Genomic DNA, 25,915 nt, shown 5'->3' with positions numbered 1-25,915 from the left:
CCTCCTTAAAGCCCGAGAATCATTTTCGACACGATGTTCTTCTGGATCTCGTTGGATCCGCCGAAAATCGACAGCTTGCGGTTGTTGAAGTACTGGGCGGCCAACGGAGCGGCATTCTTGTCCGAGAGGAAGTCGCCGTTGTAGTCCAGGTCCAGTTCTTCTTCCACGAACGGGATCGCGTAGGGGCCGATGGCCCGGCGGGCCAGATCATTGATGGCCTGACGGATCTCGGTACCGCGCACCTTGAGCATGGAGCTCTCCGCCCCGGGCATACCGCCGCCCTCGACCGAGGCAACGATACGCAGGTTGCTGATTGCCGCTGCCATCAGGTCAATTTCCACCTGGGCAATGCGTTGGCTGAAGGCGGTATCCTCGATCAGAGGCTTGCCGTTCTTCAGGCGGCGGGAGGCCAGCTCCTTGAGGTGCTGAAGGGCCGCCTTGGACAGACCGATACCGGCAAGACCGGTACGCTCGTAGGTGAGCAGATACTTGGCGTAGGTCCAGCCCTTGTCTTCCTCTCCCACCAGGTTTTCCGCCGGCACTTTCACGTCCTCGAAGAAAACCTCGTTCACTTCGTGCTCGCCATCGAGGGTAATGATCGGCCGCACGGTGATGCCCGGCGTGTTCATGTCGATCAGCAGGAAGGAAATACCCTCCTGGGCTTTTACCTCGGTATTGGTGCGCACCAGACAGAAAATCATGTTGGCGTGCTGACCGAGGGTGGTCCAGGTCTTCTGGCCGTTGACGATGTAATGGTCACCCTCGCGTACGGCGCGTGTTTTCAGGGACGCCAGGTCAGAGCCGGCGCCGGGCTCGGAGTAACCCTGGCACCACCAGTCCTCACCGCTGAGGATGCGGGGCAGATACTTCTGTTTCTGCTCTTCGGTGCCGAACTTGATGATCACCGGCGCCACCATGTTGACGCCGAAGGGAATGGAGCGAGGTACCCCATACCGGCAGGATTCTTCATCCCAGATGTGCTTCTGAACCGGGGTCCATTTCACACCGCCGTATTCTTCCGGCCAGTGAGTGGCGTACCAGCCCTGTTCGCTCAGGATTTTCTGCCAGCGCTGATGGTCCTCTTTGGACAGCCGCCGGAAACCTTTCACCTTGGCGGCGATATCCGCCGGCAACTTCTCATCCAGGAACGCGCGGACTTCGTCACGGAAGGCCAGTTCCTCGGCCGTGTAGTTCATGTTCATGGGATAGCCTCTTTTGCATTACAGCGAAAATATATACCGCATAGCAGAATTACTCAATGATCCTGCAATTTCCGGGGCTGTGTCAATGATAAGTGAAATACGAAAACACTCAGCGAAAGATTAATTTCATAAAAATCAGTTTCGCTCCTTGTTGATGTAGAGACGTTTGTCTATATTGTCTCACTCGGAAGCCGGTACTGCTAAGCGGAATAATAAAGCACAACAAGATCGCTCTGCGAAACTATGTTTGAGTTCTGCTGGTATGGCCCGGCACCGGAAAGACCAACAACAACGACATCAACCGATTCCGATACGAGGTCAAGAGATGACAACAACAACACGCTTCAACGCCCGTCCACTTGCCCGCGCCGTCGCCCTGGCCGGTGCCCCCCTGATGCTGTTGGGCGCAGCGACCGCAACCGCCCAGGACAACAGCGAGCTGCAGGAGCTGCGAGACCGTGTGCAGCAGCTGGAAGAAAAGCTCGCCGGTGCGGTATCAACGGCGCCGGAGTTGCAGGAGGACAACACCTATCTGCTGCGGGACGGTGACGGCATCAAGATCGGGGACACCACAATTTCCTTCGGCGGTTTTATCAAGGCGGACGCCATCTTCGGGTCCGATGGTGACGGCAGTCTCAACGGCTATTCCATTGGCCTGCCCCGGACCTTCGCCAAAGCCGCCGCCAACGGTAGCAGTGACTGGAAGACCGGCTTCAGCGCCCGGGAATCCCGGATCAGTATCGGGACCAGTACCGGAGACGTCTTCGGACACGACCTGACCACCTACATCGAGATGGACTTCAACCAGGACCTGAACGACGGGTTCAGCGAAACCGGCAATGAAATCGTCTCCAACAGTTACGCGCCGCGCCTGCGCCAGGCCTATGGTTCATGGAATGGTTGGGATTTCGGGCAGACCTACACCACCTTCACCGACCTGGCTGCCATGCCGGAAATACTGAACCAGGGTAAGCAGGCGGCTTTTATCTACGCGACCCAGCCCATGCTGCGTTACAACATGGCTGTGCCGGGCGGCAAGCTGATGGTGGCGCTGGAAAATCCGGAAGACGGTTACTACGGCAATTCCTATGATGATCAGTCCTATCCGGACCTGACGGCCCGTTACCAGATCCGTGGCAGATTCGGCTTCTATTCCATTGCCGGCATGGTTCGCAGCTTCGAGGACGACGCCGCGGACAAGACCGAGACCTCCGGCGCGGTGTCACTCAGCGCACGCATCCCCACCATCGGTCGTGACGATCTGCGCCTTCAATACAGTTATGGCGCCCTGGGGCGTTATATGGGACTGCTGACCTACCCGGATGTGGACCTGGGTGCCCTGGCGGCAGGTGAGGTAGAACCGCTGAAAACCTATGGCGCCACGGCGGCGTATCGTCATTTCTGGTCTTCGGACTGGCGTTCGTCCGTGACGGTCTCGCACACCGAGATCGTGGATGACCTGGAGTTCTCCCCTGCGGGTACGCTCAGTTACTTTGATTCCTCCACCTCCGTCCACGCCAACCTGTTGTGGTCTGCCCACAAGAACCTGACGCTCGGGCTGGAATACGCCTACTGGGACTTCGGCCAGATCGCCTCGGACAGCAGTGAGCACTACGAGCAGGTCATGGCCTCGGCCAAGCTGAGCTTCTGATCCCACAACGGACCTTTTTTGAGTTGTAGCCTGTCTCAGGTGCAGTGCTCTTCCTTAGCCCCGGCGGCTTCCCCGCACCGGGGCTTTTTTGTGCCGGGATCAGAGCAGGGCGGTAATGCCCAGGGTGACGGTATTGCGGTCGTATTCGTAGCGGGCGATGTTGCTTTCGTTGTGGACGCCCCGCCAGCCGGCTGCGATCGAGAAGGTGTCGTTGATCCGGTAGTCGGCATTCATGCTGAGCGACAGGCGCTGGTCCACACGGTTGATGATCCAGGTGCCTTCGGGCACCTGCAGGCGGTGGGCCTTGCGGTAAAAGTTGTAGCGGTAGCTGAGCACGCCGCCGATTTCCAGAGCCTGAACCGGGTAATAGCTGGTACTGATCTCCAGGGTTTGCCCCAGGGGAGATACACTGAAGTACTCCCGCTCTGTTGCCAGATTCCGGCGGTCATCGTAATCCAGGTAATACCGCAGCCCGCCGCCCCAGTCGCCGAGGCGCGCCCGGTAACGGGCATCCAGTCGGTAGTGCCGGCCGTCATAGGCATCGTAACGGGAAGCGGCCGATACCTGTTCCGCCCGGGCGGACAGCGAACACCGCGCTCGCTCTGCCCCGAGGGCGCAGGCTGACGTGGTCAGTCCGGTGGTGATTCTGCCTCTTTCTTCCCGGGACTTGTCACCGTACCAGAGCTTGTCGCCACCTAAACCGGCGTGCAGACGGTAGTCATCCAGCCGATACTCCCATTTGGCATCCAGGCGTAGCAGGTGGGAGTTGAAGTCATCCTCGGTATCGTATTCCCGGGTGTAGGCCTGACCCTGCAGCCTGAGACCCTGTTGGCCCTGCCGATAGACATAGCCGGATGCTGCGGCCACCGATTCCAGGAAACTGTCTTCGATGGCGCGGGATGCTTCGTCAGGAAACAGCCCGATGTTGTCTTCATAGCCAGCCGCCAGTGATACAAGAGCCTGCCAGGGGAGTGGGGGCGCGCGTTCGCCCAAGCGTTCCAGCTGGGCCGTCGCCAGGTGGGTCAGGTTGTTTGCATCTCCGGCGTCAACCACTTCCCGGAATGCTGCCCGGGCACCGGCTTCGTTTTCCCGGGCAAGGGCAATCAGGCCCAGGTTGTAAAACGCCAGAGTCCTCTGACGGGTTTCGGTCAGCTGCCGGAACATGCGCTCGGCGCTCTCGAAATCACCGGTCTTGTAATAAATGACGCCCAGGTTGTAGGTCAGGGCGCGGGAATTCATGCCGAGGTCGGCGGCGGATTCAAGGAGGGTTCGTGCTTGTTCGAGGTTGCCGGCCTTGAAGGCGACAATTCCGGCCCGCAACTGGTTGGCCGCTTCCCCATTGGCATCAGCCTTCAATGCCGGAGACAGCGTGATCGACCATGCAATAAACAGAAGGTTTGCGGAGCGAAGCAGCAAGCAGAGTATCCTTGAAGCTGGAACGGAAACCGGCGTATCAAGGACAAGCTTAACTCATGAAGGAGCAGAAAATCAGGTATTAGTTGGCCGTCCCGCTATCGAGCAGGTCGTTACCCTTGTCGAGTAGTTCGTCTCCGGTGTCCAGCAGATCCTCACCTGGCTTGAGCAGATCCAGGTCGGGATCAAGCAGGTCCGTCTCTGGCAGTTCTGTCTCGAGCAGGTCGGGTTCTTCTTCGCCGGGAAATTCGAGTTCAAGGGCATCCCGGGTTTCCCTCGACTCGGAGGCGAGTGTTTCTTCCAGGTCCCTGGTCTCATCCCTGATTTCGGTGATATCCAGCTCATCGACCGATTCGGGCAGTTCCATTTCCTGAACGAATGATGAATCGAGTGTGTCCTCGTCCTCGACCATTCTCATGGTGACTTCAAAGTCCGTTTCCGCGGCTGCCAATGCGGGTACGAGGGCGAGTCCCAGGGCCATGCCCATGGCCGCCACCAGCCGTGGCAATAATAATGCTGACCTCATGACGATGGCTCCAGTGTCGTGCCAATGTCGGTACGGAAGGTTTTGCGTTTGCGGCCATCATCCAGATGGGCTACCAGGGTGCCTGCACCAGGGAACAGAATGTTCAGGGGCAGGGCGAGCAGGTTATCCCCGGGCTTCAGGTTCACCTTCCAGCTTACGCGATGGCGACCGGGAAAGGGCGCCAGCTCCATGTTTGGGGGCAGTTCCAGGGTCAGAGTGACGTTGTCCACTGCCTCCGTGGAGGTGAATGCGAGCCGGACGGTCTTCTGATCTCCCGCAGCAGCAACCTCCTGCACGGTGGTTGTGCTCGTCTCTGCTATCGGCTTCGCCGGCTGTTGCGGCCCGGAAAATTCGCTGCCGATGAAGATCCCTACGACCAGGGCCGCCGCTACGGCCCCTCCCCAGACGGGTATTGTCCAGGAGCGTTTCGCCGATGGCTGTTCGCCTCGCTTCGCAGCCGCCAGCATTCGCGCCTCGAATCCCTGGTCCGGTTCGGGCGCCCGTTCCCGGGCCACTTCTTCCATCATCAGTGTGGCCGAAGACAGGGCCCTGGCACAGGCTCCGCAGCGATCGGCGTGCCGGCGCATCTCCAGCTCCACCGGCTCGGAGAGCTCGCCGGCCGCCATCGCATCCACGTCTTGCAGAAAATGTTTGCAGTTCATCGCATCTACCTCACTTGAGTCCACGGACTTGCTGCTCAAAAGGTTCCAGCTCTTCCTGCAATTTTGTGCGGAGCAGGGCGCGGGTCCGATGAAGCCGTGATTTGATGGTGCCGATGGGCACGTCGAGTACCTCTGCAATGTCTTCCTGACGCCAGCCATCGGCGTCATGGAGCAATAAAAGGGTTCGCTGGTCGGGATGAAGCTCTCCGAGCAGCCGTTTCAGGGTTTGGCTCCGGATATCGCCTTCCACCTTGGCCAGCGGGTCTGGCTCGCTACCGACCCGGGTCTCCAGAAACGGCGTTTGCTCGTCATGGAGATCCAGGGCGCTGGTGTTGATCTCCCGTCCCGCTGGTCGTTTACGGATTGTATCGACGAAATGCCGGTAAAGCACCCGGTGTAGCCAGGGTCGAAGGTGGTCGACGGATTCCAGCTCGTCCAACCGCGGATAGAGTTTGACCACCACGTCCTGGACCAGGTCCTCGGCATCGTGCTCACGGCCGGTTAACCGGTAGGCAAAGGTGAACATCGTCTTCAGGTGGGGCTGAACCAGACGATCGAAACGTTTCGATTTTGATTGGCGAAATGGAAGTAAGGCCAAGCGGGTACCCCTGAAAACACCCTGCACCTGTTCGGTGCTGCGTGAGTTTTATGGTTTTTGTCGCATTTTTTAATGGTACCAGCGCGCTTCCGGCTGGGGTATGTCCGTTTGTAAAAAATTGAATATAAATTTTCTTCTTAAATATCAGGTTTTTGTGATTATTTTTGACTGAAATGACAAAAAAGTGCTCCTGGTTTTGGAACCTTTGCAATTAGACCTCCGTCGAGGGCAGCTAAAGGCGAGGGACCGTCGAACTACAAAAAACCAGAGGTAACGAAACATGTTGATTCGCACCGTATGCCTTGCTGCGCTGTCGGCTACGACACTGGGTTTGTCCGGTTGTCTCGATGGAAGCAGCCAGACAAGCAAGAACGCCAATCCCGATTACAACATCACCAGCAATCTGATAGAACGTGGCGTTCACCCGTTATTCGATCCACTGGAAACCGAGTTCCCCATCCCGAGCGATGCCCTGTTTTATCTGAGTGAGGTGGATGACGGCACCATGCTCAATGGCACCGATCCCGCCAACCCGGTCACCACCGGCATCGGCTTCCTCGATGGCAGCTCAGTGCTGGCGCCCGTCGATATCAAGATCAGCGCCAGCCTCGATAGCCAGCAGATCCTGGATGCCCGGGACTTTGTCGAGGTGGACGGGGAAGTGGTTCCGAACCCGGATCAGAACGTGTTTTTCTTCCCGGTTGAATACGCCAGCGGCGACACCATCGAAGCCCTGGATATCGAAGTTGCCGGACTGACACCGGCCATCCGCTACCGCCAGGCACTCAGGCTCCGGGAGCAGGGCAATACCGCCGAAGCCGATGCTATCTTCAGCGATCTGCTACGGGAAAAGCTCCGGGTCGAGTTGCTGGACATTGATGGGGGGCAGAACAACCTGGTGCGGGTCCTGCCACTGGAGCCGCTGGCGGAAAAGACCCAGTACGTTCTGGCGCTTACCAACGATATTGTTGATGCTGAGGGTGAGGCTCTGGTTGGTTCACCCACTTTCCAGAGCGTTGCCGATCCCGAGCGCACACTGTCCAATGCGGCCTTCCAGCCGTTCCGCGATGCCATGCTGCCGGCGCGTCAGCTCGCCGCAGACTACTTTGACTTCAAGCGCGAGGTTGCTGCATCGGCGGGCTTTGCCCAGAGCTTTGCGGACGTCACCTACTCGACCACCATCACTACTACCGCAGTGGATGACGTTCTGCTCGCCAATGCGGCACCGATCACCTATTACCGGTCCGTTCTGTCGGTCGCCCAACGCCAGCAGGCCCTGAACAGGCTGCTGGACGGTTTCTATAACCTCAGTGACCAGGTGCTGGGCGAGGGTGCTACGTCCGAGGAGGAAGCACTCAACAGCCAGATCTACCAGACACTGACGGACCCCGGTTTCCGCCTTTACGATGAAGAGCTGGCCACGCTTCTGACCGAGGCCCGGGATAATGGCATGACTGTGCTCTTCACAGACCTGGTTTCGGATGACCTGGAGGATCGCCAGTTGGCCTATACGGCGCAGGCAGCGACAGCGCAGGCCACGGATATGAGCGTGGATGTGGAGCCGGATGCCCAGGCCCTTGCCTCGACGGCCGAAACCCTGGTTGATACGCCCAAGCCCCGGAATGTGCGGGTATTCAGTCAGCGAGATGGTGGCGATGTGAATCCGGCGCTGGCCCAGGAAATCCAGGGCACGCCTCTGAATGTCCATGTCTACGAGGGTGAAATCACTCTGCCGTATTTCCAGACTGTGCCCGAGGACGGTAATGGTTCAGTGCTGACCTCCGAAAGCTGGTTGCCGGCTGATTTTTCCGGTAATGACAGCCTTAACGATGCGCCCTCGGACCGGATCACCTATCGCTTCCCGTTTGCTGGCAAGAACGCGGATACGACAGTACCTATCGTGATCACTGCGCCGGACACCAACAATGCAACGTTCCTGACGTTGAGCGGTGGTGTTCCTGCAAATGGCTACCCGGTCATCATCTACCAGCATGCGGTGACCACGGACCGCTCTGCCACCCTGCCACTGGCAACGGCGGCGGGCCTGCTGTGCGCAGATCCCGGCAACAGCCATGACTGTTTTGTCACCATCGGTATCGATCAGCCACTGCACGGGATCTTTGGTGAAGGCTTCGTTGGCCTCAACCCGATCAGCGAGCAAGCCGGCGCGTCCCCCGAGGCTACCGAGCGTCACTTCGGCTTCGCGGCCGATGCAGATTTGAATCCGGTACCCGCCGATCAGCTGGAAGCGCCGGAATCCGGCAGCCTGTTCCTGAACTTCGCCAACTACGCGAATACCCGGGACAACATGCGCCAGGGCGCCCTGGACCTGCTTAACGTGAATGCATCGTTGCAGGCGATCGAAGATGCCATTGCCGCCTGCGACGCCTGTCCCCAGGGCCTCAACCTGGATCCGGATCGTGTCTATTTCCTGAGCCATTCCCTGAGTGGCATGGGTGGCGCAGCCTTCCCCCACGTCAATAACGCCGCCATCGAAGCAGGCAACGAAAATCTCAATCCGATCCTGGCCGCCAACCTGTTCAATACCGGTGGCAGCTTCGGGCGCCTGGTAGAGAACTCCCAATCGGTGGCTCCGCGAGTGCTGCCGGGACTTGATGCCGCCTCGGATGGTCTGCTCTCCCAGGGCCGTACGGAACTCAATATCTACTTCAATGTGTTCCAGGGGCTGCTCGACTCGGCGGATCCGGTCGCTTTCGCGCCGCTCTATAAGGAAGTGCCGATCCTGCTGACCGAGATTGCGGGCGTTCCGGATGACCCCGATCGCCCGACGGATAACACTGTGCCCAATGCGGCCGATGATGTGCTGTATCCGCTGGGACCATTGTCCACCACGATTCCCGAAACAGGCTTCGTGATCGACGGTGAAAACATGCCGCTGGCGGGGACCGATCCCCTGGCGGCGGCCATGGGTGCGGAATCCACGCCCCTGCAGACCGACGGTCTTCCGCTAATCACCCGCTATCTGGAAGGCTCCCATGGCAACCCGATTTCCGCGGGTCAGAAAGAGGCCGATCCCTTCTCCTCCCGGGCAGTCTTCGACGAAATGACGGCCCAGATGCTGCAGCTGTTCACCGACGGAACGGTGTCCGTGGTCAACCCCTGCGTGGTCCAGGATGCCGACACCAGTGGTACCGATTGTACCGCCAGCGGTGGCAACACCGACGCCGGTGACACCCCCAACAGTGGTGGTGGCGGTGGAGACGGAGGCGGTGATGGCGGCCTCCTCGATGGAGGGCTCGGGCTGTGACCTGATTCCATCAGCGGGCACCCCTCCGGGTGGTGCCCGGAATTCCCAAGGATATCGATAAAAACATGGCGTTAGCCTCGCCAGACGGGGAGGCTTTGCCTGAAACTTGCGGAGTAACACGCAATGAAAACAACAAAACCGACCCTGAATACGCCCCTGCGGCTCGCGCTGGCCGTCCAACTCGCTGGCCTCTCAATGACCGCGTCGGCGTTCGACTTCAGCATCTACGAAATTGATGCCTCGTTCAGCACGACGCTCACGGCGGGTATGGCCTACCGCCTGGAGGATCAGGACAAGGACCTGATCTCCCAGGGCAACCTCGGACCGGAATTTGCGTTCAGCAACATCGGTGCCTCCTCGAACAATTTTGATGACGGCAACCTCAATTTCGAAAAGGGCGAGCCGTACTCCCAGATCCTGCGGGGCCGCTCGGAGCTGTTCCTGGACTACGTGCCGGACAGCGATACCCTGACCAGGGTCGGCGCCCTCGTCCGTGGCACCTACTACTACGACTACGAGCTCAAGGACAACCCCCGGGCGGTGGATCCGGTCGGCCAGCGCCGGGAGCTCAATGAGGAGGCCCTGGATAACGCCGCCGGGGCCGACCTGTTGGATGCCTACGTGTTCACCGACTGGTATTTCGGGGATACCCCGGTGTCCGTCCGTTATGGTCGCCAGGTGGTGAACTGGGGCGAGAGCACCTTCATTCTCGGAGGCATTAACGCCGTCAATCCCATTGATGTCCCCGCGTTCCGAGCCCCGGGCGCCGAGCTGAAGGACGTGCTTCTGCCGGTGGAAATGCTCTACAGCTCGGTCGGCATTACGCCGGAGGTCACCCTGGAGGCGTTCGTGCAGACCGACTGGGAGCCGTTTCGCATTGATGATTGCGGTACTTTCTTCTCCACGGCGGATGTGGCGGCGGATGGTTGCGGCCCGGTGTTGCTGGCCGGCCAGGTGCCGGATTCACAGGCCTTTGAAGAAGGCTTTATCTCGCCGCGCATCGGTGACAAGGAGCCAGGAGACACCGACCAATATGGTATGGCTGCCCGTTGGTATATGACAGATCTGGGCGCCGAGTTGGGCCTGTTTTACACCCGTTACAACAGTCGGCTGCCCTACATCAGCGGTGTGGTGAATAACCCCGCTGATGCCGACGAAACCCAGATGCGGGATCCCACCCTTCCGGATGCACGTTTCCCCAGTTACTTCATCGAGTACCCGCAGGACATCGAGCTGTACGGGATCAGTGTCAACACCACGCTTCCCACCGGAACCTCGCTCGGGGCGGAGTACAGCTACCGGCCAAACATGCCGATCCAGTGGAACACTTTCGAGCTGATATACGGGGGGGTACAACAGCGCGGCCCGGACGGCCAGGTGATCAGCAAGCTTGAGCAGCGTGAGATCGACAAGGACTACAACTACGCGGGCAAACCCGTGGACGGTTACGACCGGTTCGGCGTGTCCCAAGCGCAGGCGACCTTTATCCACTTCATTGACCGTGTGATGGGCGCCGCCCGCTTCATCATCGTTGGCGAAGTCGGCGCGACTTACGTCCACGACCTTCCGGGCAAGTCCGAGGCCCGTTATGGCCGATCCGGTATCTGGGGGGTTGGTCCCGTACCTCTGGAAGGTGAGAGCTTCACTGGAGATTTCTGCAGCCAGGGCACCGATGACGTTCCGCGCCTGAACATCAATCCCACCAACTGCGGCGGTGACGGCTTCACCACCAGCTTCTCCTGGGGCTACCGGACCCTGTTTGTCTGGGATTATCCGAGTGCCTTTGCCGGGGTCAACCTGCGCCCGAAGCTGTTCCTGACCCACGATGTCAAAGGCTACGCGCCGGACCCGGGTGGCAACTTCAAGGAAGGCAACAAGTCCGTGGGCCTCGGCCTCGATGCCACCTATCAGAACTCCTACAAGGCATCCCTGAGTTACACCACCTACTTCGGCGGCGATTACAACGAGATCAATGACCGGGATTTCGTTGCCGCTTCCGTTTCCTATTCCTTCTGAATCAACACGTGACCTTAAAGGTGAGCACCATGAAGACTACAAGAACCCTGATCTACGGAGCTGTAACCGCAGCGATGATGGTCTCCGCCAACGCGGGGGCCGCAGAGGCCGCCAAACTGGGTGACACCCTGACCCCGATCGGTGCCGAAAAGGCCGGCAATGGCGACGAGATCCCTGCCTGGACGGGAGGGCTGACCGAAGCGCCGGCCGGCTACAAGGGCGATGGACGCTATGTTGACCCCTTCCCGGGCGACCAGGAGCTGTTCCGGATCGACCAGAGCAACGTGGATCAGTACAGCGATAACCTGACCCCGGGCCAGGTCGCCATGATCAGGAAGTACGACGACTACTTCATGCCGGTATACGAAACCCGGCGGACAGCGACCTATCCGGAATCCATCCAGCAGAAGAGCAAGGCAAACGCCACCACGGTGGAGCTGGTGGAGAGTGGCAATGGCCTTCAGAACTATCAGACCGCCATTCCGTTCCCGATTCCGGAAAACGGGCTTGAGGCGATCTTCAACCACATCACCCGGTATCGGGGTGGCTCGTTCACCCGCAACGTGGCCCAGGTGACGCCCCAGCCCAATGGCGATTTCAGCCCGGTGAAGTTCACCGAGTCCTTCACCGAACGGGTAGCGCTGGAAGACTATGATCCCGCGGAAGATCCCAACGTGATGTTCTACTTCAAGCAGACCATCACCGCGCCTTCACGCCTGGCTGGTAACGTGCTGCTGGTGCACGAGACCATCAACCAGGTCAAGGAGCCACGCCGGGCCTGGCTGTACAACTCCGGGCAGCGTCGCGTGCGCCGGGCGCCCAATGTGGCCTATGACGGTCCGGGTACGGCCGCCGATGGCCAGCGTACCTCGGATAACCTGGATCTCTACAACGGCGCTCCGGACAAGTACAACTGGGAGCTGGTGGGCAAGAAGGAGCTGTATATCCCGTACAACTCCTACCGGATGGCCAGCGCCGATCTGAGCTACACCGACATCATCAAGCCGGGCCATGTGGACCAGGGCCTGGCCCGCTATGAACTGCACCGGGTCTGGCATGTCCGCGCCACCCTCAAGGACGGCGAGCGTCATATCTATCAGGTCCGGGATTTCTACATCGACGAGGATACCTGGCAGGTCGCGGTGGTCGATCACTATGACGGCAAGGGCAATCTCTGGCGGGTGGCCGAAGCCCATGCCATGCAGATCTACGACGCGAAGATCCCGGCCTATGCCTTCGAAACCCTGTACGACCTGCTCTCTGGCCGGTACCTGGTGATGGGGCTGACGAACGAGGAAGACAATCCCTACGAGTACGGCACCGAACGCAGCTCCCGGGAATACACGCCGGCTGCGCTCCGGCGCGCGGGTGTCCGCTAAAAGCGGGCGATGGGATGAGACCCACCTCTCCGGCCAGGCGCCGGGGAGGTCTTATGGAGGCTTTTCAGGTGATTGATATTCTGACCCGGATAGGATTGCTCGAGATCGATAACCGCCTCGTGTACCGCAGTGGCAAATGGTACGTCCGGACCCGAGAGATCCCCGAGCGCGGACCCTATGATACCCGTCTCGAGGCTGTAGAAGGTCTGTATCGCCATGTGGCGATCTGTAGCGGCAGGCTGAGTCATTGCGACCATACCGAAGCCGCCGCGTTCATGGAGCACTCCGTCCAGAAGTGCTGCCAGCCGGCCTGCGACCTGTGCGCCGACCTGCTGGCAGTATTGCCGGTGGAGACCGCGATTCAGCTGAACGCCTGAATCCCGGTCTGGCCCCGGCCAAGAATCAGGGCGTGTACATCGTGGGTGCCCTCGTAGGTATTCACCGCCTCCAGGTTCATGACGTGGCGGATCACGTGGTACTCGTCGGCAATACCATTGCCGCCATGCATGTCCCGGGCAACCCGGGCGATGTCCAGGGCCTTGCCGCAGTTGTTGCGCTTGAGCAGTGACACCGCATCCGGAGTGGCAATGCCGGCGTCCATCATGCGACCCAGCTGAAGCACTGATTGCAGGCCGATGGTGATCTCGGTCTGCATATCCACCAGCTTTTTCTGGATCAGCTGGTTGGCGGCCAGGGGCTTGCCGAACTGCTTGCGCTCGAGGGTGTAGTTGCGGGCGGCGTGCCAGCAGAATTCCGCCGCGCCCAGGGCGCCCCAGCTGATCCCGAAGCGGGCCTTGTTCAGACAGCTCAGCGGTCCTTTCAGGCCTTCCACTTCCAGACGGTTTTCCTCGGGTACGAACACCTCATCCATGAAGATGGAGCCGGTGTCGGAAGCCCGCAGGGAGAACTTGCCCTGGATTTTCGGGGTGTCCAGTCCCTTGGCACCTTCCCGTTCGATGACAAAGCCGTTCACCTTGCCGTCCAGCTTGGCCCAGACCACGCAGATGTCGGCAATGGGTGAGTTGGTGATCCAGGTCTTGGAACCACTCAACAGATAACCGCCGTCGACTTTTTTCGCACGGGTTTCCATGCCACCGGGATCGGAACCATGGTTGGGTTCGGTCAGGCCGAAGCAGCCCACGTATTCCCCGGACGCCAGCTTGGGCAGGATGCGCTGCTTCAGTGCTTTCTTGCCGTAGGAGAAGATCGGGTACATGACCAGGGAAGACTGCACACTCAGGGCTGAACGGTAGGCGGAATCCACGCGCTCCACTTCCCGGGCGATCAGGCCGTAGCAGACATGGTTCAGGCCCGGACCGCCATACTCCTCCGGCAGGGTGGCGCCGAGCATGCCCAGTTCGCCCATCTGGTTGAAGATGTTGCGGTCGAATTTCTCGTGCCGGTTGGCTTCGATGATGCCCGGCATCAGCTGCTGGTCACAGAAACTGCGGATGCTGTCGCGGACCTGACGCTCGGTCTCGTCCAGTTGTGCGTCGAAATTCAGCAGGTCATTCCAGGGTGCGGAAGCCATACGTATTCTCCTGCAGGCAATGAGCGGGAAGCCCGATCATGAGATTTCCCGGCGTTGTGTGTTAATATAGTTTCGTTTAGCGAAACACAGTTTTGTAAATGAATGGCAAAAGACTAATCCGGGTATTATGGAAATGCAAGCAGTGATCAAGCGTCGCTGGTCGGGGCGGCTATGAACACGAATCTGCAATGGCTGGTATCGCTGGCGGTGCTGACCGAACTGGTCGCCATCTGCTTTGGCAACCGCGAGTTGAGCGCGTTTGCCGGTGGCATCTTTGTGGCTGCCTTCCTGATCGGAGCGGGGCGTCTTCAGGGCTATGCCCGCATGCTGCTGTTACTGTCTCTTGCGGTACTGGGAGGACTCGCCGGCTATGGTGCGCTGGGGACGGATCAGCTGATGAAAGCGGCGTCGGATGCGGCGTTCTATTCGGCGTTCCTCGGCAGCCTGGGCATGATGCAGTGTCTGGTGCGCCGATTCGAGGTATTGCGCCGGATCCACGATGTGCTGCTCGGCGGCCGGCCAGGCTGGCTGTATCCGAAATACGCCCTGGTCAGCTGCGGCATCGCCTCGGTGCTGAGTTTCGGCATGATGAGCCTGCTCTGTGGCACGCTCTCGGAGACCCTGCGTGAGCGCGGTATTACCGGTGAATCACGATTGCAGTGGTTGCGCAGCGTATTGATCAGCGCCCTCCGGGGTTTTGCCCTGGTGCCTTTGGTGGCGCCGACCAGTGTGGCGGTGGCCATTCTCACTCGCGAGTTGCCCCAGCTGAGCTGGTCGCTGTTGTTACCATTCGGAGTGATTGCCGCGCTGCTACTGGTGGCCGTTGGCTGGGTGCTGGAGCAGCGCCGGTTCCGCAGGGTCAGCAGTGAACGAATGGCCCTCGAGGGTTGGCCGGCGGGCACCGGGCGTTTGCTGGTGCTCATTCTGGTGGTGTTTGCGGTGATGGCGGCCCTGGTGGCGAGCACCGGGCTCAAGGTGTCGGTGGCGGCCATGCTGACGGTGCCTTCCGTGACCCTGCTTTACATGTTTGGGCAGGAGCGGAGGTTGGTGCCGGTTCTGCGGGAGGGAGCGGAGCAGGTATGGACCATGAATAATGAGATGGCCATATTTGCCGCCTCGGCCATTCTCGGGGTAGCCCTGTCAGGAGTGATTCCCGCCGATGCGCTTGCCGGCCTGCTTCAGAGCGGGAGTGGTGTTTTCCTGCTGGCGGTGCTGGGGATGCTGATGATGCCCATGTTTTCCATGATCGGGGTCATTCCGATCACGGTGCTGAGTGTTCAGGCCGGATTGCTGCCGGAACTGGTGGCTGGCGGGATGAATCCGTTGCCGGTTGCCGTGGCCCTGGTGATCGGCTTTTCCCTGGCCATGATGCTCTCGCCCTTTGGTCCCTCGGTGATGCTGCTTTCCCGGTTTGGCCAGGTATCCCGGTGGGTGGTGGCATTTCGCTGGAACGGGCGGTTCGTGTTGATCGCCATCCCCCTGCTGCTGGTGCTGACGGCCCTGGTGGCCTGGCTGGCACCGACCGTGGAATGATCGGTGCCAGCTGCCGGGTCAGTAACCTCGGCTGGTATCGACGATGCCGGTAATGGGCCGGCCCCGGGCGTGATCCCGGATCTTGCCGGTGATCTGTTCCAGGGTGGCATCCCGCAGTGTTCTGGCGGAGATGTGCGGGGTGATGGTGATTTCACTGCGTTGCCAGAACGGATGCCCCTCGGGCAGCGGCTCCTTGCGGAACACATCCAGTGAGGCCCGCAAAAGTTTGCCCTCGTCCAGGGCTTTCAGCAGGTCGTCCTCGACCAGGTGTTCGCCCCGGCCGACGTTGATCAGCACCGCGCTGGGCTGCAACTGGCTCATCAGTTCATAGTCGATGATGTCCCGGGTTTCATCGGTCAGGGGCAGGGTGTTGACCAGAACCCGGGTGGATTTCAGGAATTCGCCGAGTTGTTCTGGACCGGCATAGGTCCGCACACCATCAAGCGCGTGCTCGCTCCGGGCCCAGCCATTCACCCGGTAATCCAGATCCGCCAGGGTGCGCGCCACCCGCTTGCCGATATGCCCGAGCCCCATGACACCCACGGGCCACTCGCTGCGCTTGATCGGGCGATGAATCTTCCAGATGCCCTGGCGCTGCTGCTCCCGGTAGGTTTCCATCCCACGGCTCGCTTCCAGCAACTGGTGCAGCACGTATTCGGCCATCTGCACCGACATGCCGGCGTCTTCCAGGCGCACCACAGTCAGGTCTTCGGGCAGGTTGGGCACTTTCAGCAACCCGTCGATACCGGCACCGAGGTTGAACACTGCCTTGAGCTTCTTCTCCCGCTTGAACAGTCTCGCCGGTGGCTGCCAGACGATGGCGTAGTCGGCGTCGATCGCCGGACCGTCGGGATCCCAGACGTGAACCTCCGCCTCCGGCAACAGCTCCTTGATGGGAACTGTCCAGCGTTCCGGCGTGGGGTCACCTGCGACAAATAGAACCTTCATTTCGCCTCCGGGGTCGTAACTGGCAATTTACACTGCTATTTTGTTTTGCAATGCAGAATAAGATATCGAGAAAATCGGGTAAAGGCGGTATCTGGTATCGCCCTGCGATTTTTGTTTTGAAACATTACCTGAGAGTGTTTCATATTTGGCACGGGTTTTGAAAAGACTTTCTGGTACTTGATTTGCTCAGCGATTAAAATGGCGCATCTTTAGTCATTCATCAGATTGATACCCCGGACACCGGAGCAGGCGACGTGGTTGGAGGACGCCCCACTATGGCAAGAACAAAACAAAATTCACCGGAACTGAGAGTGGCATCCGGTGACGGTGAGCCGGTCAAGCCGGAAAAGGACCGCAAGTTTGTCGAGGCCCTGTCCCGGGGCCTGGATGTGCTCCGCGCGTTCAGCCAGGGTTCGGTCATCCTCGGCAACCAGGATATTGCCCGCATCACCGGACTGCCCAAGCCGACCGTGTCCCGGATGACGTACACCCTCACCAAGCTTGGTTACCTGAGCTACAACACCCAGCTGGAGAAATACCAGCTCAGCTCCGGGGTGTTGGCGCTGGGTTATGCCTACGTCTCGAATCTCAAGGTGCGCCAGCTGGCCAAGCCTTACATGGACGAGTTTGCCCGCCAGACCAACATGTCCGTGGGCCTGACCTGCCGCGACCGCCTGCACATGATCTACGTGGAAAACCGGCTGCCTCCGGAAGCGTCCCTGCTCCGCATGGAGATCGGCCTGAAACTGCCCATGGCCACCACCTCCGCAGGTCGCGCCTACTACTGCGCCATCAGCGACAAGGCCCGCACCATGATCGACGAGGCCATGGCTGACAAGTACGGCGATGCCTGGCCGGAGAAGAAAGAAGGCCTGGAGCAGGCCATGAAGGACTACAAGGAGCACGGCTTCTGCCTGTCCCTGGGAGAGTGGGACCGCAACATCAACTCCGCGGGCGTGCCCATCCACCTGCAGGATGGCACCATCATGGCCCTGACCTGTGCGGCGCCCTCCTACCTGGTATCTGCTGAAAAGCTCCGTGGCTCCATTGCCCACCAGCTGGCGATGCTGGCGGGTGATATCGAATCACTGGGCGTTTGATTACTGACTGCGAGGGCACGAAGGGAGGCGGCGAGTAGGTCCTTCCGAAACCTTGCGGAGCCAGGGATGGCGGAGCAGAGCGTACATGGACGTATTCACAGCGTGTTTCGGAAGGACCTACTCGTTGCCTCCCGACGAACTCCGAATCAAAGAACCGCAGAGGAAATTCTGCGGTTTTTTTGTGTCTGTAGTTTAATGGACGGTTGAAACCGTCCGGAAACTTGTATTAAATCGTACGCATGTTTCGCTAGTTAAAATATCATTTCAATTAAGGCGAGGAGAAATTATGTCTGAGGTCGTAAGCTATAACCGGGAAGGCAATATCGGCGTTATTACCGTGAACTATCCGCCGGTCAATGCCCTCGGCCACGCTGTTCGCTCGGGTCTGCTTGCAGCCCTGGAGCAAGGCCAGAAGGACACAGACGCCAAGGTACTGCTGTTGGTGTGCGAAGGGCGCACCTTTATTGCCGGCGCCGATATCCGGGAATTCGGCAAGCCGATGCAGGACCCGACACTTCCCACAGTCGTGAATACCTACGAGAACAGTGACAAGCCCCTGGTTGCCGCGATTCATGGCACTGCTCTGGGTGGCGGCCTGGAAACCGCGTTGAGCTGCCATTACCGGGTGGCCCTGAGCAGCGCCAAGGTGGGCCTGCCGGAAGTGAAGCTCGGCCTGCTGCCGGGTGCTGGCGGTACCCAGCGGCTGCCTCGTCTGACCGGTGCCCAGAAGGCTCTGGAAATGATTACCACCGGTGAGTTCGTCGGTGCCAGGGACGCTCTGGCGCTGGGTATTGTCGATGCCGTGGAGGATGGCGACGACATCCGTGCCGTGGGTCTGGCCTTTGCCCGGAAGATTGCGGATGAAGGCAAGCCGGTACGCCGGGTGCGTGACATCACCGACAAGATCGAGGCCGAGAAAGGCAGTGATGTCTTTGACCAGTTCCGGGAAGGCCTGAAGAAACGTGCGCGTGGTCTGTTCTCCCCGTTCAAGTGTGTCGATGCCGTGGAAGCCGCGTTCAACCTGCCGTTCGAGGAAGGCATGAAGCGCGAGCGGGAACTGTTTATGGAGTGTATGGAGTCGCCCCAGCGCGCGGGCCTGATCCATTCGTTCTTTGGTGAGCGTGAAGTTTCCAAGGTCAAGGGTCTGCCCAAGGACACCCCGGTCCATGATGTGAAGAGTGTAGGCATCATCGGCGCCGGCACCATGGGTGGCGGTATCGCCATGAACTTCGCCAACGTGGGCATTCCGGTCACCATCGTCGAGGTGAAGCAGGAAGCGCTGGACAAGGGCCTGGCCATCATCCGCCGCAACTACGAGAACTCCGCGAAGAAAGGCAAGCTCACCCAGGAGCAGGTGGAGCAGCGCATGGCGCTGATCACCCCGAGCCTGACCTACGACGATTTCCGGGATGTTGACCTGGTGATCGAGGCCGTGTTCGAGAACATGGCCATCAAGAAGGAAATCTTTGCCAAGCTGGATGAGGTCTGCAAGCCCGGCGCCATCCTGGCTTCCAACACCTCCACCCTGGACATCGACGAGATCGCTTCTGCCACCAAGCGTCCGGAAGACGTGGTGGGCATGCACTTCTTCAGCCCGGCCAACGTCATGAAGCTGCTGGAGAACGTGCGTGGCAGCAAGACCTCCGATGAAGTGAAGGCCACGGTCATGGCGGTCGCCAAGAAGATCAAGAAAGTGGGTGTCATGGTCGGCAACTGCTACGGCTTTGTCGGTAACCGGATGCTGCACAAGCGCGGTACCGAGGCCATGTCCCTGGTGGATGAGGGCGCCACGCCGCAGCAGGTGGACAAGGTTCTGACTGACCTGGGCTTCCCCATGGGGCAGTTCGCCATGTCCGATCTGGCGGGTATCGACGTGGGTTACCGCATCCGTGAAGAGCGCCGCAAGGCCGGCGAGGACATCCCGGCCAGCTGGATGGACAAGCTCGCCGAACAGGGCCGTCTTGGCCAGAAGACCCAGGCGGGTGTCTACAAATACGAGGAAGGCAGCCGCAAGCCGATTCCGGATCCCGAAGTGGAGCGGCTGATCGAGGAGTTCCGCAAGGAGCAGGGCATTACCCCGCGTGAAATCACCGACCAGGAAATCCTTGAGCGCTGCATGTACGTGATGATCAACGAAGGCGCCAAGATCCTGGAAGAGGGCATCGCCGACCGTCCCATCGACATCGACATTGTCTGGATCTACGGCTACGGCTTCCCGGCCTACCGCGGTGGCCCCATGTTCTGGGCCGACGAGGAAGGTCTGGACACCATCCTTGCTGCCGTCAAGAAGTACCAGGACACCGTTGGCGGTGAGCAGTGGCAGCCGTCGGCATTGCTGGAGAAGCTGGTCAGCGAAGGCAAGGCGTTCGGCGATCTTTGATCTGAGAGTGGGGTGGGCTCCAAGACAGGGTCAGAAGAAAGCTTTCTTCTGACCCCAGGCTCACGCTCACTCCCTAAAACGGGGTCAGATGAAAGCGTTCATCTGACCCCACCTTCACCATTTTCAACCCAAACTCCGGGGTCAGAAGAAGATTTTCTTCTGACCCCACCTTAACCGGAGCAGAATCATGTCCGAAGCAGTCATCGTTTCCACCGCCCGCACCGGCCTTGGTAAATCCTACCGGGGCTCCCTGAACAACACCCACAGCGTGGACATGGCCGGCCATGTCATCAAGCACGCGGTCGAGCGGGCCGGCATTGATCCGGCCATTGTTGAAGATGTCATCATGGGTGTCGCCTACCCGGAAGGTGCCCAAGGCCGGAATGTCGCCCGTCTGGCGGCTATTCGTGCCGGTCTTCCGGTCACCACCGCCGGTCTGACTATTAACCGGTTCTGTAGCTCCGGCCTGCAGTCCATCGCCATGGCAGCCCAAAGGGTAGTGTCCGAGAAAGTGCCCGCCATGGTGGCGGGGGGCGTCGAGTCCATTTCCCTGGTTCAAAACGAACATGTGAACAGCTTTCATGCCACCAATGACTGGCTCATGAAAAACAAGCCCGAGCTGTATCTGTCGATGATTGAAACGGCTGACATCGTGGCAAAGCGTTACAACGTGAGCCGGGAGTCCCAGGACGAATACTCCCTGATCTCCCAGCAGCGCACGGCGGCTGCCCAGCAGGCCGGCAAATTCGACGATGAAATCGTGCCTTTCGATACCACCATGCTGGTCAAGGACAAGGAAACCGGCGAGGTTAGCGAAAAGCAGGTCATTCTGAACCGCGACGAGTGCAACCGCCCGAACACCACTCTCGAGGGACTGGCAGGTCTGGAGCCGGTACGTGGCCCGGACCAGTTCATCACCGCCGGTAACGCCAGCCAGCTATCTGACGGCGCGTCAGTGTGTACCGTCATGAACAGCACTTACGCCGAGAAGCACAACATCGAGCCCATGGGGATCTTCCGTGGTTTCGCCGTGGCCGGTTGTGAGCCCGATGAAATGGGCATTGGTCCGGTTTTCGCCATTCCCCGCCTGCTCGAGCGTACTGGTCTGAAAATGGACGATATTGATCTTTGGGAACTCAATGAGGCCTTTGCGTCCCAGGTCGTGTATTGCCGTGACCGCCTGGGAATCCCCATGGAGAAGTTGAACGTCAATGGCGGTTCCATCTCCATTGGTCATCCCTTCGGCGTTACTGGCTCTCGCCAGACCGGCCACGCCCTGATCGAAGGTAAGCGTCGCGGCGCCAAGTACGTTGTAATCACCATGTGCATCGGTGGCGGCCAGGGCGCGGCCGGTCTGTTCGAAGTGGTATAAGCCCGGGAGAGCGTCGCCATGCAGCAGAAAATCATCAACACCCGGGATCTGGCGTTCCAGCTCTATGAGCTGCACGACGTGGAGCAGGTGCTGCGGTTCGAACGGTACTCGGAGCACAATCGCGAGACCCTGCAGGCGGCGCTGGACCTGGCCCTGAAAGTGGCGGCGGAGGAGTTTGCGCCGCACGCCCGCCTGGTGGACGAGGAAGAACCCACCTTTGAAAACGGCCGGGTAGAGATGCGACCGGAAGTCCGCAAGGCCCTGGACGTGCTCAAGGGTACCGGCCTGATGGCAGCCAGCCAGGATTACGAACGGGGCGGCATGCAGCTGCCGGCAGCGGTGGCGCAGATGTGCGTCGGCCTGCTCAAGGGCGCCAATGTTGGCACCCAGGGTTACGCCGGCCTGACCATCGCGGCCGCTAACCTGATCCTGGCCCATGGTAGTGAGGAGCAGAAGGCCCGTTATGCGGACCAGATGCTGGCGGGCCGGTTTTTCGGCACCATGTGCCTGACCGAACCCCATGCCGGCTCGTCCCTGGGGGATCTCCGTACCCGCGCCGAGCCCCAGGCGGATGGTAGCTACCGGTTGTTCGGAAACAAGATCTACATCTCCGGTGGTGATCACGAGCTGAGCGAAAACATCATTCATATGGTGCTCGCCCGATTACCGGACGCACCGCCGGGCGTGAAGGGTATTTCCCTGTTCCTGGTGCCGAAAATCCTGGTGAACGAGGACGGCTCCCTGGGCGAGCGTAATGATGTCGCCCTGGCCGGCCTCATTCACAAGATGGGCTATCGTGGCACCACCTCCACCATGCTCAACTTCGGTGAGCAGGATGGTGCCGTGGGTTACCTGGTCGGCAAGCCCCACCAGGGCCTCGCCGCCATGTTCCACATGATGAACGAGGCCCGGATCGGCGTGGGCCTGGGATCGGTGATGCTGGGTTACACCGGCTACCTGCATGCCCTGGAGTACGCCCGTGAGCGGCGGCAGGGTCGCCCGATTGGTGAGAAAGATCCGTCCAGCCCACAGGTACCGCTGATCCGCCACGCCGATATCCGGCGCATGCTGCTGGCTCAGAAGGCCTACGTGGAAGGTGGTCTGGCTCTTTGCCTGCAGGGCGCGGTGCTGGTGGACGAGAAGAAGTTTGCGGAAACCGGGGCGCAGCGTGAGCTGGCCGCCGGCTTGCTGGACCTGCTGACGCCGGTCATCAAGTCCTGGCCATCCCGCTATTGCCTGGAGGCCAACAGCCTGGCCATCCAGGTGCATGGCGGCTATGGCTACACCCGGGAGTATCCGGTGGAGCAGTTCTACCGGGATAACCGGCTCAACCCGATCCATGAGGGTACCCACGGGATCCAGGGCCTCGACCTGCTGGGCCGAAAGGTCTCCCTGGCCGATGGCCGGTTCTACCGGGAACTGATGCATCGAATCGAGGCTACCATTGGTGAGGCCCGAGCGTATTCACGACTCGCCGCGAGTGCCGAGCGTCTCGAGCAGGCTGCACGGGCGATGGCCGGCGCCACCGAAGCCATCAACGCAGTCAAGGCCAGTGGCGACAAGGAAAAAGCCCTGGCCAACGCCACCCTGTATCTGGATGCCTTCGGGCAGGTGGTGGTGGGCTGGCTGTGGCTGCGCCAGGGCCTGAAGGCCGTTGCGGGCCTGGAAAGCCCGGATGGGCAGGACAATGCGTTCTACGAGGGTAAGCTCAGGGCCTGTGAGTATTTTGCCCGTTATGAGTTGCCGGGTGTGGTGAGTACCGCCGAGCTTTTGAAAACGACCGACGAGACGGCTTTGAGCATGGCCGATGAGGCGTTCTAGGACTCTAAGACGGGGTCAGAAGAAAGCGTTCTTCTGACCCCAATTTCACCTTCACTTCCACCAACCCCCGGGGTCTGATGAAACCCTTCATCTGACCCCTCCATTAACAAAAAAGGGGAGTAAAAATGGATCGAAAAGCCAAAGCCGTGGTCTGCCGGGAATGGGGCCAGCCCGTCCAGGTCGAGACCATCACCGTGGAAGGCCCCAAACGGGGCGAGATTACCATCAAGATTGCGGCCTGTGGTGTGTGCCACAGCGATCTGTCCGCCACCACCGGCAAGATTCCCTATCCGCCGCCCCTGGTCCTGGGCCACGAGGCTGCGGGCGTTGTGGTGGAAGTCGGGGAGGGGGTGAACGAATTCCAGGAGGGGGACCACGTGGTCAGCTCCTTCATCTCCATGTGCGGCAAGTGCCGCCAGTGTGTCAGGGGTCGCCCGGTGTTGTGTGAGAACGCCCGCAAGGCCATGTTCACCCTGCCAGATGGCACCGTGCGCACCAAAGATGCCAATGGGGAATCGCTGAACGTATTCGGGGCCTGCGGCGTGATGGCGGAATACGCCACCATGCACGTGGACAATTGTGTAAAGGTGGACGACACCGTGCCCATGCAGAACGCCGCCCTGGTCGGGTGTGCGGTAATGACCGGCGTTGGCGCCGTGTTCAACACCGCGAAACTGGAACCAGGCTCCCGGGCCGCGGTGTTCGGGATCGGTGGCGTGGGTCTCAATGCCATCCAGGGCTGCGCCACTGCCGGTGCCGAGATGATCGTGGCGGTGGACAGCAACCCGAAGAAGCTGGAGATGGCCCGGGAATTCGGAGCGACCCATACGGTCAACATCAACGAGGTGGATGACGCCGCAAAGGCCGTGAAGAAACTGACCGGTGGCGTGGACTACGCCTTTGAATGCGTGGGCGCCGGCCCGGTGGTGGAGCAGGCCTACAAGTGTCTCGGCCGGGGTGGCACCGCCGTGGTAGTCGGGGTTGCCGATCCGAAGGACAAGACCTCACTGACCACCCTGACGCTGCCCGCCGATGAGCGCACCCTGAAAGGCAGCTGGCTGGGCTCTGCCCGCCCGCAGCACGATTTCCCCAGAATCCTGGGGCTTTACAAGGCCGGTAAACTCAAGCTGGATGAACTGATTACCCGGACCTACCCCATTGAAGAGGCTGCCCAGGCTTTCGATGATATGGTGGCAGGCAAGAACGCCCGTGGCGTGATCGTATTTGATTAAGGGGGAGAACATGAACGAATTGAGCAAGAACTACGTCAACGGTCAGTGGGTCGACTGGAGCGGCGAGCTGATCGATGTCCACGAGGCCGGCACCGGTGACGTCATTGCCCGCGTACCTGCCTCTGGTCGTGAGGAAATGGAGCAGGCTATCGCCGCAGCGGATGCCGCCTTCGAGAGTTGGTCTGAAAGCACCCTTGAGCAGCGCCTGAAAGTGCTGGAACAGCTGCACGCGGGATTGAAGGAGCGGGCGCCGGAGATTGCCGAGACCGTGAGCCGGGAAGTGGGCATGCCGATCAAACTGGCCACGCCCATCCAGGCGGGCATGCCGGCGGCTGTGACCAAAACCTACCTGAAACTGCTGCCGGAGTTCCCGTTCACCGAGCAGTCCGGCAACTCCGAGGTGCAATACGCGCCGGTGGGTGTGGTCGGCTGTATTACCCCCTGGAACTACCCGCTGCACCAGGTGATCCTGAAAATCGTGCCTGCCATTGCCGCCGGTTGTACCGTGGTGCTCAAACCTTCGGAAATTGCCCCCCAGACCGCTTACATCCTGGCAGAAATCCTGGACGGCACCGACCTGCCCAAGGGCGTGTTCAACATGGTGTGCGGTCTGGGCCAGACCGTGGGCGACACCCTGATCAAGCATCCTGATGTGCGCATGGTGTCCTTCACCGGTTCCACCCGCACCGGTCACCTGATTGCCCACGCTGCGGCCGATGATTTCAAGCGTATTGCCCTGGAGATGGGCGGCAAATCAGCTTCGATTATTCTCCCCGATGCCGACCTCGCCGGCGCAGTCAAGGGCACCGTGAACAACTGCCTGCTCAACTCGGGCCAGACCTGCACCGCCCTGACCCGCATGCTGGTCCCGGCGGACAAGCACGATGAGGCCTGTGAGCTGGCGGCAGCGGCCGTGGCCAAGATGACCCCGGGCAATCCGCTCGAGGAAACCACCCGCCTGGACCCGCTGTCGTCCGCCCAGCAGCGTGACCGGGTGATCGATTACATCAGGCTCGGTATCGAGGAAGGCGCTACCCTGGTGACTGGTGGTCCGGAAGCGCCGGAAGGCTGCGACAAGGGTTACTTCGTCAAGGCCACCGTCTTCGGCAATGTCCGGCCGGACAGCCGCATCGCCCAGGAAGAAATCTTCGGGCCGGTGCTGAGCATCATTCCCTATAACGATGAAGCCGAGGCGATCCGTATTGCCAATGGCACCCCCTACGGCCTGTCTGGCGCCGTCTGGTCCGCCGATGATGCTCGTGCCAAGCGGGTAGCTGGCAAGC

The 25,915-nt window shown here is 60.2% G+C and carries 19 protein-coding genes; 12 read left to right on the top strand and 7 right to left on the bottom strand.

Features of this window, described 5'->3' with window-relative positions:
- Positions 1-5 precede the first annotated feature (5 nt).
- A complete protein-coding gene (locus ACESMW_RS08835; protein WP_372986675.1) occupies positions 6-1,202 on the bottom strand; it encodes an acyl-CoA dehydrogenase family protein in 1,197 nt (398 codons plus the stop codon).
- A gap of 325 nt (positions 1,203-1,527) precedes the next feature.
- Between ACESMW_RS08835 and ACESMW_RS08830 the strand changes: the two genes are divergently transcribed.
- Complete coding sequence (locus tag ACESMW_RS08830) at positions 1,528-2,853, top strand: DcaP family trimeric outer membrane transporter (protein ID WP_372986674.1); 1,326 nt, start codon at positions 1,528-1,530, stop codon at positions 2,851-2,853.
- A 99-nt stretch (positions 2,854-2,952) separates the two neighbouring features.
- Here the strand turns inward: ACESMW_RS08830 and ACESMW_RS08825 are convergent, their stop codons facing one another.
- The 4 genes from ACESMW_RS08825 to ACESMW_RS08810 form a co-directional block, all read right to left on the bottom strand.
- Entirely contained in the window at positions 2,953-4,269 is a 1,317-nt protein-coding gene (locus ACESMW_RS08825; RefSeq protein WP_372986673.1) for a tetratricopeptide repeat protein, read from the bottom strand.
- A 79-nt stretch (positions 4,270-4,348) separates the two neighbouring features.
- Positions 4,349-4,792, bottom strand: a complete 444-nt coding sequence (locus ACESMW_RS08820; RefSeq protein ID WP_372986672.1) for a hypothetical protein — start codon at positions 4,790-4,792, stop codon at positions 4,349-4,351.
- Positions 4,789-5,454: an anti-sigma factor family protein gene (locus ACESMW_RS08815; protein ID WP_372986671.1), complete on the bottom strand. Its 666-nt coding sequence runs from the start codon at positions 5,452-5,454 to the stop codon at positions 4,789-4,791. The genes ACESMW_RS08820 and ACESMW_RS08815 overlap by 4 nt, the downstream gene beginning before the upstream one ends.
- A 10-nt stretch (positions 5,455-5,464) precedes the next feature.
- Positions 5,465-6,052: an RNA polymerase sigma factor gene (locus ACESMW_RS08810; protein WP_372986670.1), complete on the bottom strand. Its 588-nt coding sequence runs from the start codon at positions 6,050-6,052 to the stop codon at positions 5,465-5,467.
- 280 nt (positions 6,053-6,332) lie between these two features.
- Here ACESMW_RS08810 and ACESMW_RS08805 point away from each other — a divergent pair, with 280 nt between their 5' ends.
- The 4 genes from ACESMW_RS08805 (at position 6,333) to ACESMW_RS08790 (ending at position 13,092) form a co-directional block, all read left to right on the top strand.
- Positions 6,333-9,320, top strand: coding sequence for a hypothetical protein (locus ACESMW_RS08805; protein WP_372986669.1), 2,988 nt, complete (start codon positions 6,333-6,335; stop codon positions 9,318-9,320).
- Positions 9,321-9,443: 123 nt separating this feature from the next.
- Entirely contained in the window at positions 9,444-11,336 is a 1,893-nt protein-coding gene (locus ACESMW_RS08800) for a DUF1302 domain-containing protein (protein WP_372986668.1), read from the top strand.
- Between the two features lie 29 nt (positions 11,337-11,365).
- The gene (locus ACESMW_RS08795; RefSeq protein ID WP_372986667.1) at positions 11,366-12,715 is read left to right on the top strand and encodes a DUF1329 domain-containing protein; all 1,350 of its coding nucleotides are present in this window, start codon (positions 11,366-11,368) and stop codon (positions 12,713-12,715) included.
- Positions 12,716-12,768: 53 nt separating this feature from the next.
- Positions 12,769-13,092: a DUF6316 family protein gene (locus tag ACESMW_RS08790; protein WP_343813700.1), complete on the top strand. Its 324-nt coding sequence runs from the start codon at positions 12,769-12,771 to the stop codon at positions 13,090-13,092.
- Here ACESMW_RS08790 and ACESMW_RS08785 read toward each other — a convergent pair.
- The gene (locus ACESMW_RS08785) at positions 13,077-14,246 is read right to left on the bottom strand and encodes an acyl-CoA dehydrogenase (RefSeq protein ID WP_372986666.1); all 1,170 of its coding nucleotides are present in this window, start codon (positions 14,244-14,246) and stop codon (positions 13,077-13,079) included. The two genes, ACESMW_RS08790 and ACESMW_RS08785, sit on opposite strands and share 16 nt — an antisense overlap.
- A 171-nt stretch (positions 14,247-14,417) precedes the next feature.
- Between ACESMW_RS08785 and ACESMW_RS08780 the strand changes: the two genes are divergently transcribed.
- Complete coding sequence (locus ACESMW_RS08780) at positions 14,418-15,779, top strand: hypothetical protein (RefSeq protein WP_372986665.1); 1,362 nt, start codon at positions 14,418-14,420, stop codon at positions 15,777-15,779.
- 18 nt (positions 15,780-15,797) lie between these two features.
- Here the strand turns inward: ACESMW_RS08780 and ACESMW_RS08775 are convergent, their stop codons facing one another.
- The gene (locus ACESMW_RS08775; protein WP_372986664.1) at positions 15,798-16,727 is read right to left on the bottom strand and encodes a 2-hydroxyacid dehydrogenase; all 930 of its coding nucleotides are present in this window, start codon (positions 16,725-16,727) and stop codon (positions 15,798-15,800) included.
- 275 nt (positions 16,728-17,002) lie between these two features.
- Between ACESMW_RS08775 and ACESMW_RS08770 the strand changes: the two genes are divergently transcribed.
- The 6 genes from ACESMW_RS08770 to ACESMW_RS08745 form a co-directional block, all read left to right on the top strand.
- Positions 17,003-17,827: an IclR family transcriptional regulator gene (locus ACESMW_RS08770; protein WP_372986663.1), complete on the top strand. Its 825-nt coding sequence runs from the start codon at positions 17,003-17,005 to the stop codon at positions 17,825-17,827.
- Between the two features lie 286 nt (positions 17,828-18,113).
- On the top strand, positions 18,114-20,207 hold the full coding sequence (locus tag ACESMW_RS08765) for a 3-hydroxyacyl-CoA dehydrogenase NAD-binding domain-containing protein (protein WP_372986662.1): 2,094 nt from the start codon (positions 18,114-18,116) through the stop codon (positions 20,205-20,207).
- Positions 20,208-20,394: 187 nt separating this feature from the next.
- Positions 20,395-21,579, top strand: a complete 1,185-nt coding sequence (locus ACESMW_RS08760) for an acetyl-CoA C-acyltransferase (protein WP_372986661.1) — start codon at positions 20,395-20,397, stop codon at positions 21,577-21,579.
- Between the two features lie 18 nt (positions 21,580-21,597).
- Complete coding sequence (locus tag ACESMW_RS08755; protein WP_372986660.1) at positions 21,598-23,400, top strand: acyl-CoA dehydrogenase; 1,803 nt, start codon at positions 21,598-21,600, stop codon at positions 23,398-23,400.
- Positions 23,401-23,525: 125 nt separating this feature from the next.
- On the top strand, positions 23,526-24,632 hold the full coding sequence (locus ACESMW_RS08750; RefSeq protein ID WP_372986659.1) for a zinc-binding dehydrogenase: 1,107 nt from the start codon (positions 23,526-23,528) through the stop codon (positions 24,630-24,632).
- A gap of 10 nt (positions 24,633-24,642) precedes the next feature.
- The coding region (locus ACESMW_RS08745; protein WP_372986658.1) for an aldehyde dehydrogenase family protein at positions 24,643-25,915 on the top strand (1,273 nt) is incomplete at its 3' end.

It is taken from the genome of Marinobacter sp., from assembly GCF_041690455.1.
Taxonomy (GTDB): domain Bacteria; phylum Pseudomonadota; class Gammaproteobacteria; order Pseudomonadales; family Oleiphilaceae; genus Marinobacter.
The sequence above is the reverse complement of the archived record's forward strand: the minus strand, read 5'-3'. Positions and strand labels throughout refer to the sequence as shown.

Excerpts from the sequence above, each read along its gene's own strand:
- ACESMW_RS08835 (WP_372986675.1), bottom strand. The coding sequence starts at position 1,202 with ATGAACATGAACTACACGGCCGAGGAACTGGCCTTCCGTGACGAAGTC.
- ACESMW_RS08830 (WP_372986674.1), top strand. The coding sequence starts at position 1,528 with ATGACAACAACAACACGCTTCAACGCCCGTCCACTTGCCCGCGCCGTC.
- ACESMW_RS08820 (WP_372986672.1), bottom strand. The coding sequence starts at position 4,792 with ATGAGGTCAGCATTATTATTGCCACGGCTGGTGGCGGCCATGGGCATG.
- ACESMW_RS08815 (WP_372986671.1), bottom strand. The coding sequence starts at position 5,454 with ATGAACTGCAAACATTTTCTGCAAGACGTGGATGCGATGGCGGCCGGC.
- ACESMW_RS08805 (WP_372986669.1), top strand. The coding sequence starts at position 6,333 with ATGTTGATTCGCACCGTATGCCTTGCTGCGCTGTCGGCTACGACACTG.
- ACESMW_RS08800 (WP_372986668.1), top strand. The coding sequence starts at position 9,444 with ATGAAAACAACAAAACCGACCCTGAATACGCCCCTGCGGCTCGCGCTG.
- ACESMW_RS08795 (WP_372986667.1), top strand. The coding sequence starts at position 11,366 with ATGAAGACTACAAGAACCCTGATCTACGGAGCTGTAACCGCAGCGATG.
- ACESMW_RS08790 (WP_343813700.1), top strand. The coding sequence starts at position 12,769 with ATGGAGGCTTTTCAGGTGATTGATATTCTGACCCGGATAGGATTGCTC.
- ACESMW_RS08785 (WP_372986666.1), bottom strand. The coding sequence starts at position 14,246 with ATGGCTTCCGCACCCTGGAATGACCTGCTGAATTTCGACGCACAACTG.
- ACESMW_RS08780 (WP_372986665.1), top strand. The coding sequence starts at position 14,418 with ATGAACACGAATCTGCAATGGCTGGTATCGCTGGCGGTGCTGACCGAA.
- ACESMW_RS08775 (WP_372986664.1), bottom strand. The coding sequence starts at position 16,727 with ATGAAGGTTCTATTTGTCGCAGGTGACCCCACGCCGGAACGCTGGACA.
- ACESMW_RS08770 (WP_372986663.1), top strand. The coding sequence starts at position 17,003 with ATGGCAAGAACAAAACAAAATTCACCGGAACTGAGAGTGGCATCCGGT.
- ACESMW_RS08765 (WP_372986662.1), top strand. The coding sequence starts at position 18,114 with ATGTCTGAGGTCGTAAGCTATAACCGGGAAGGCAATATCGGCGTTATT.
- ACESMW_RS08760 (WP_372986661.1), top strand. The coding sequence starts at position 20,395 with ATGTCCGAAGCAGTCATCGTTTCCACCGCCCGCACCGGCCTTGGTAAA.
- ACESMW_RS08755 (WP_372986660.1), top strand. The coding sequence starts at position 21,598 with ATGCAGCAGAAAATCATCAACACCCGGGATCTGGCGTTCCAGCTCTAT.
- ACESMW_RS08750 (WP_372986659.1), top strand. The coding sequence starts at position 23,526 with ATGGATCGAAAAGCCAAAGCCGTGGTCTGCCGGGAATGGGGCCAGCCC.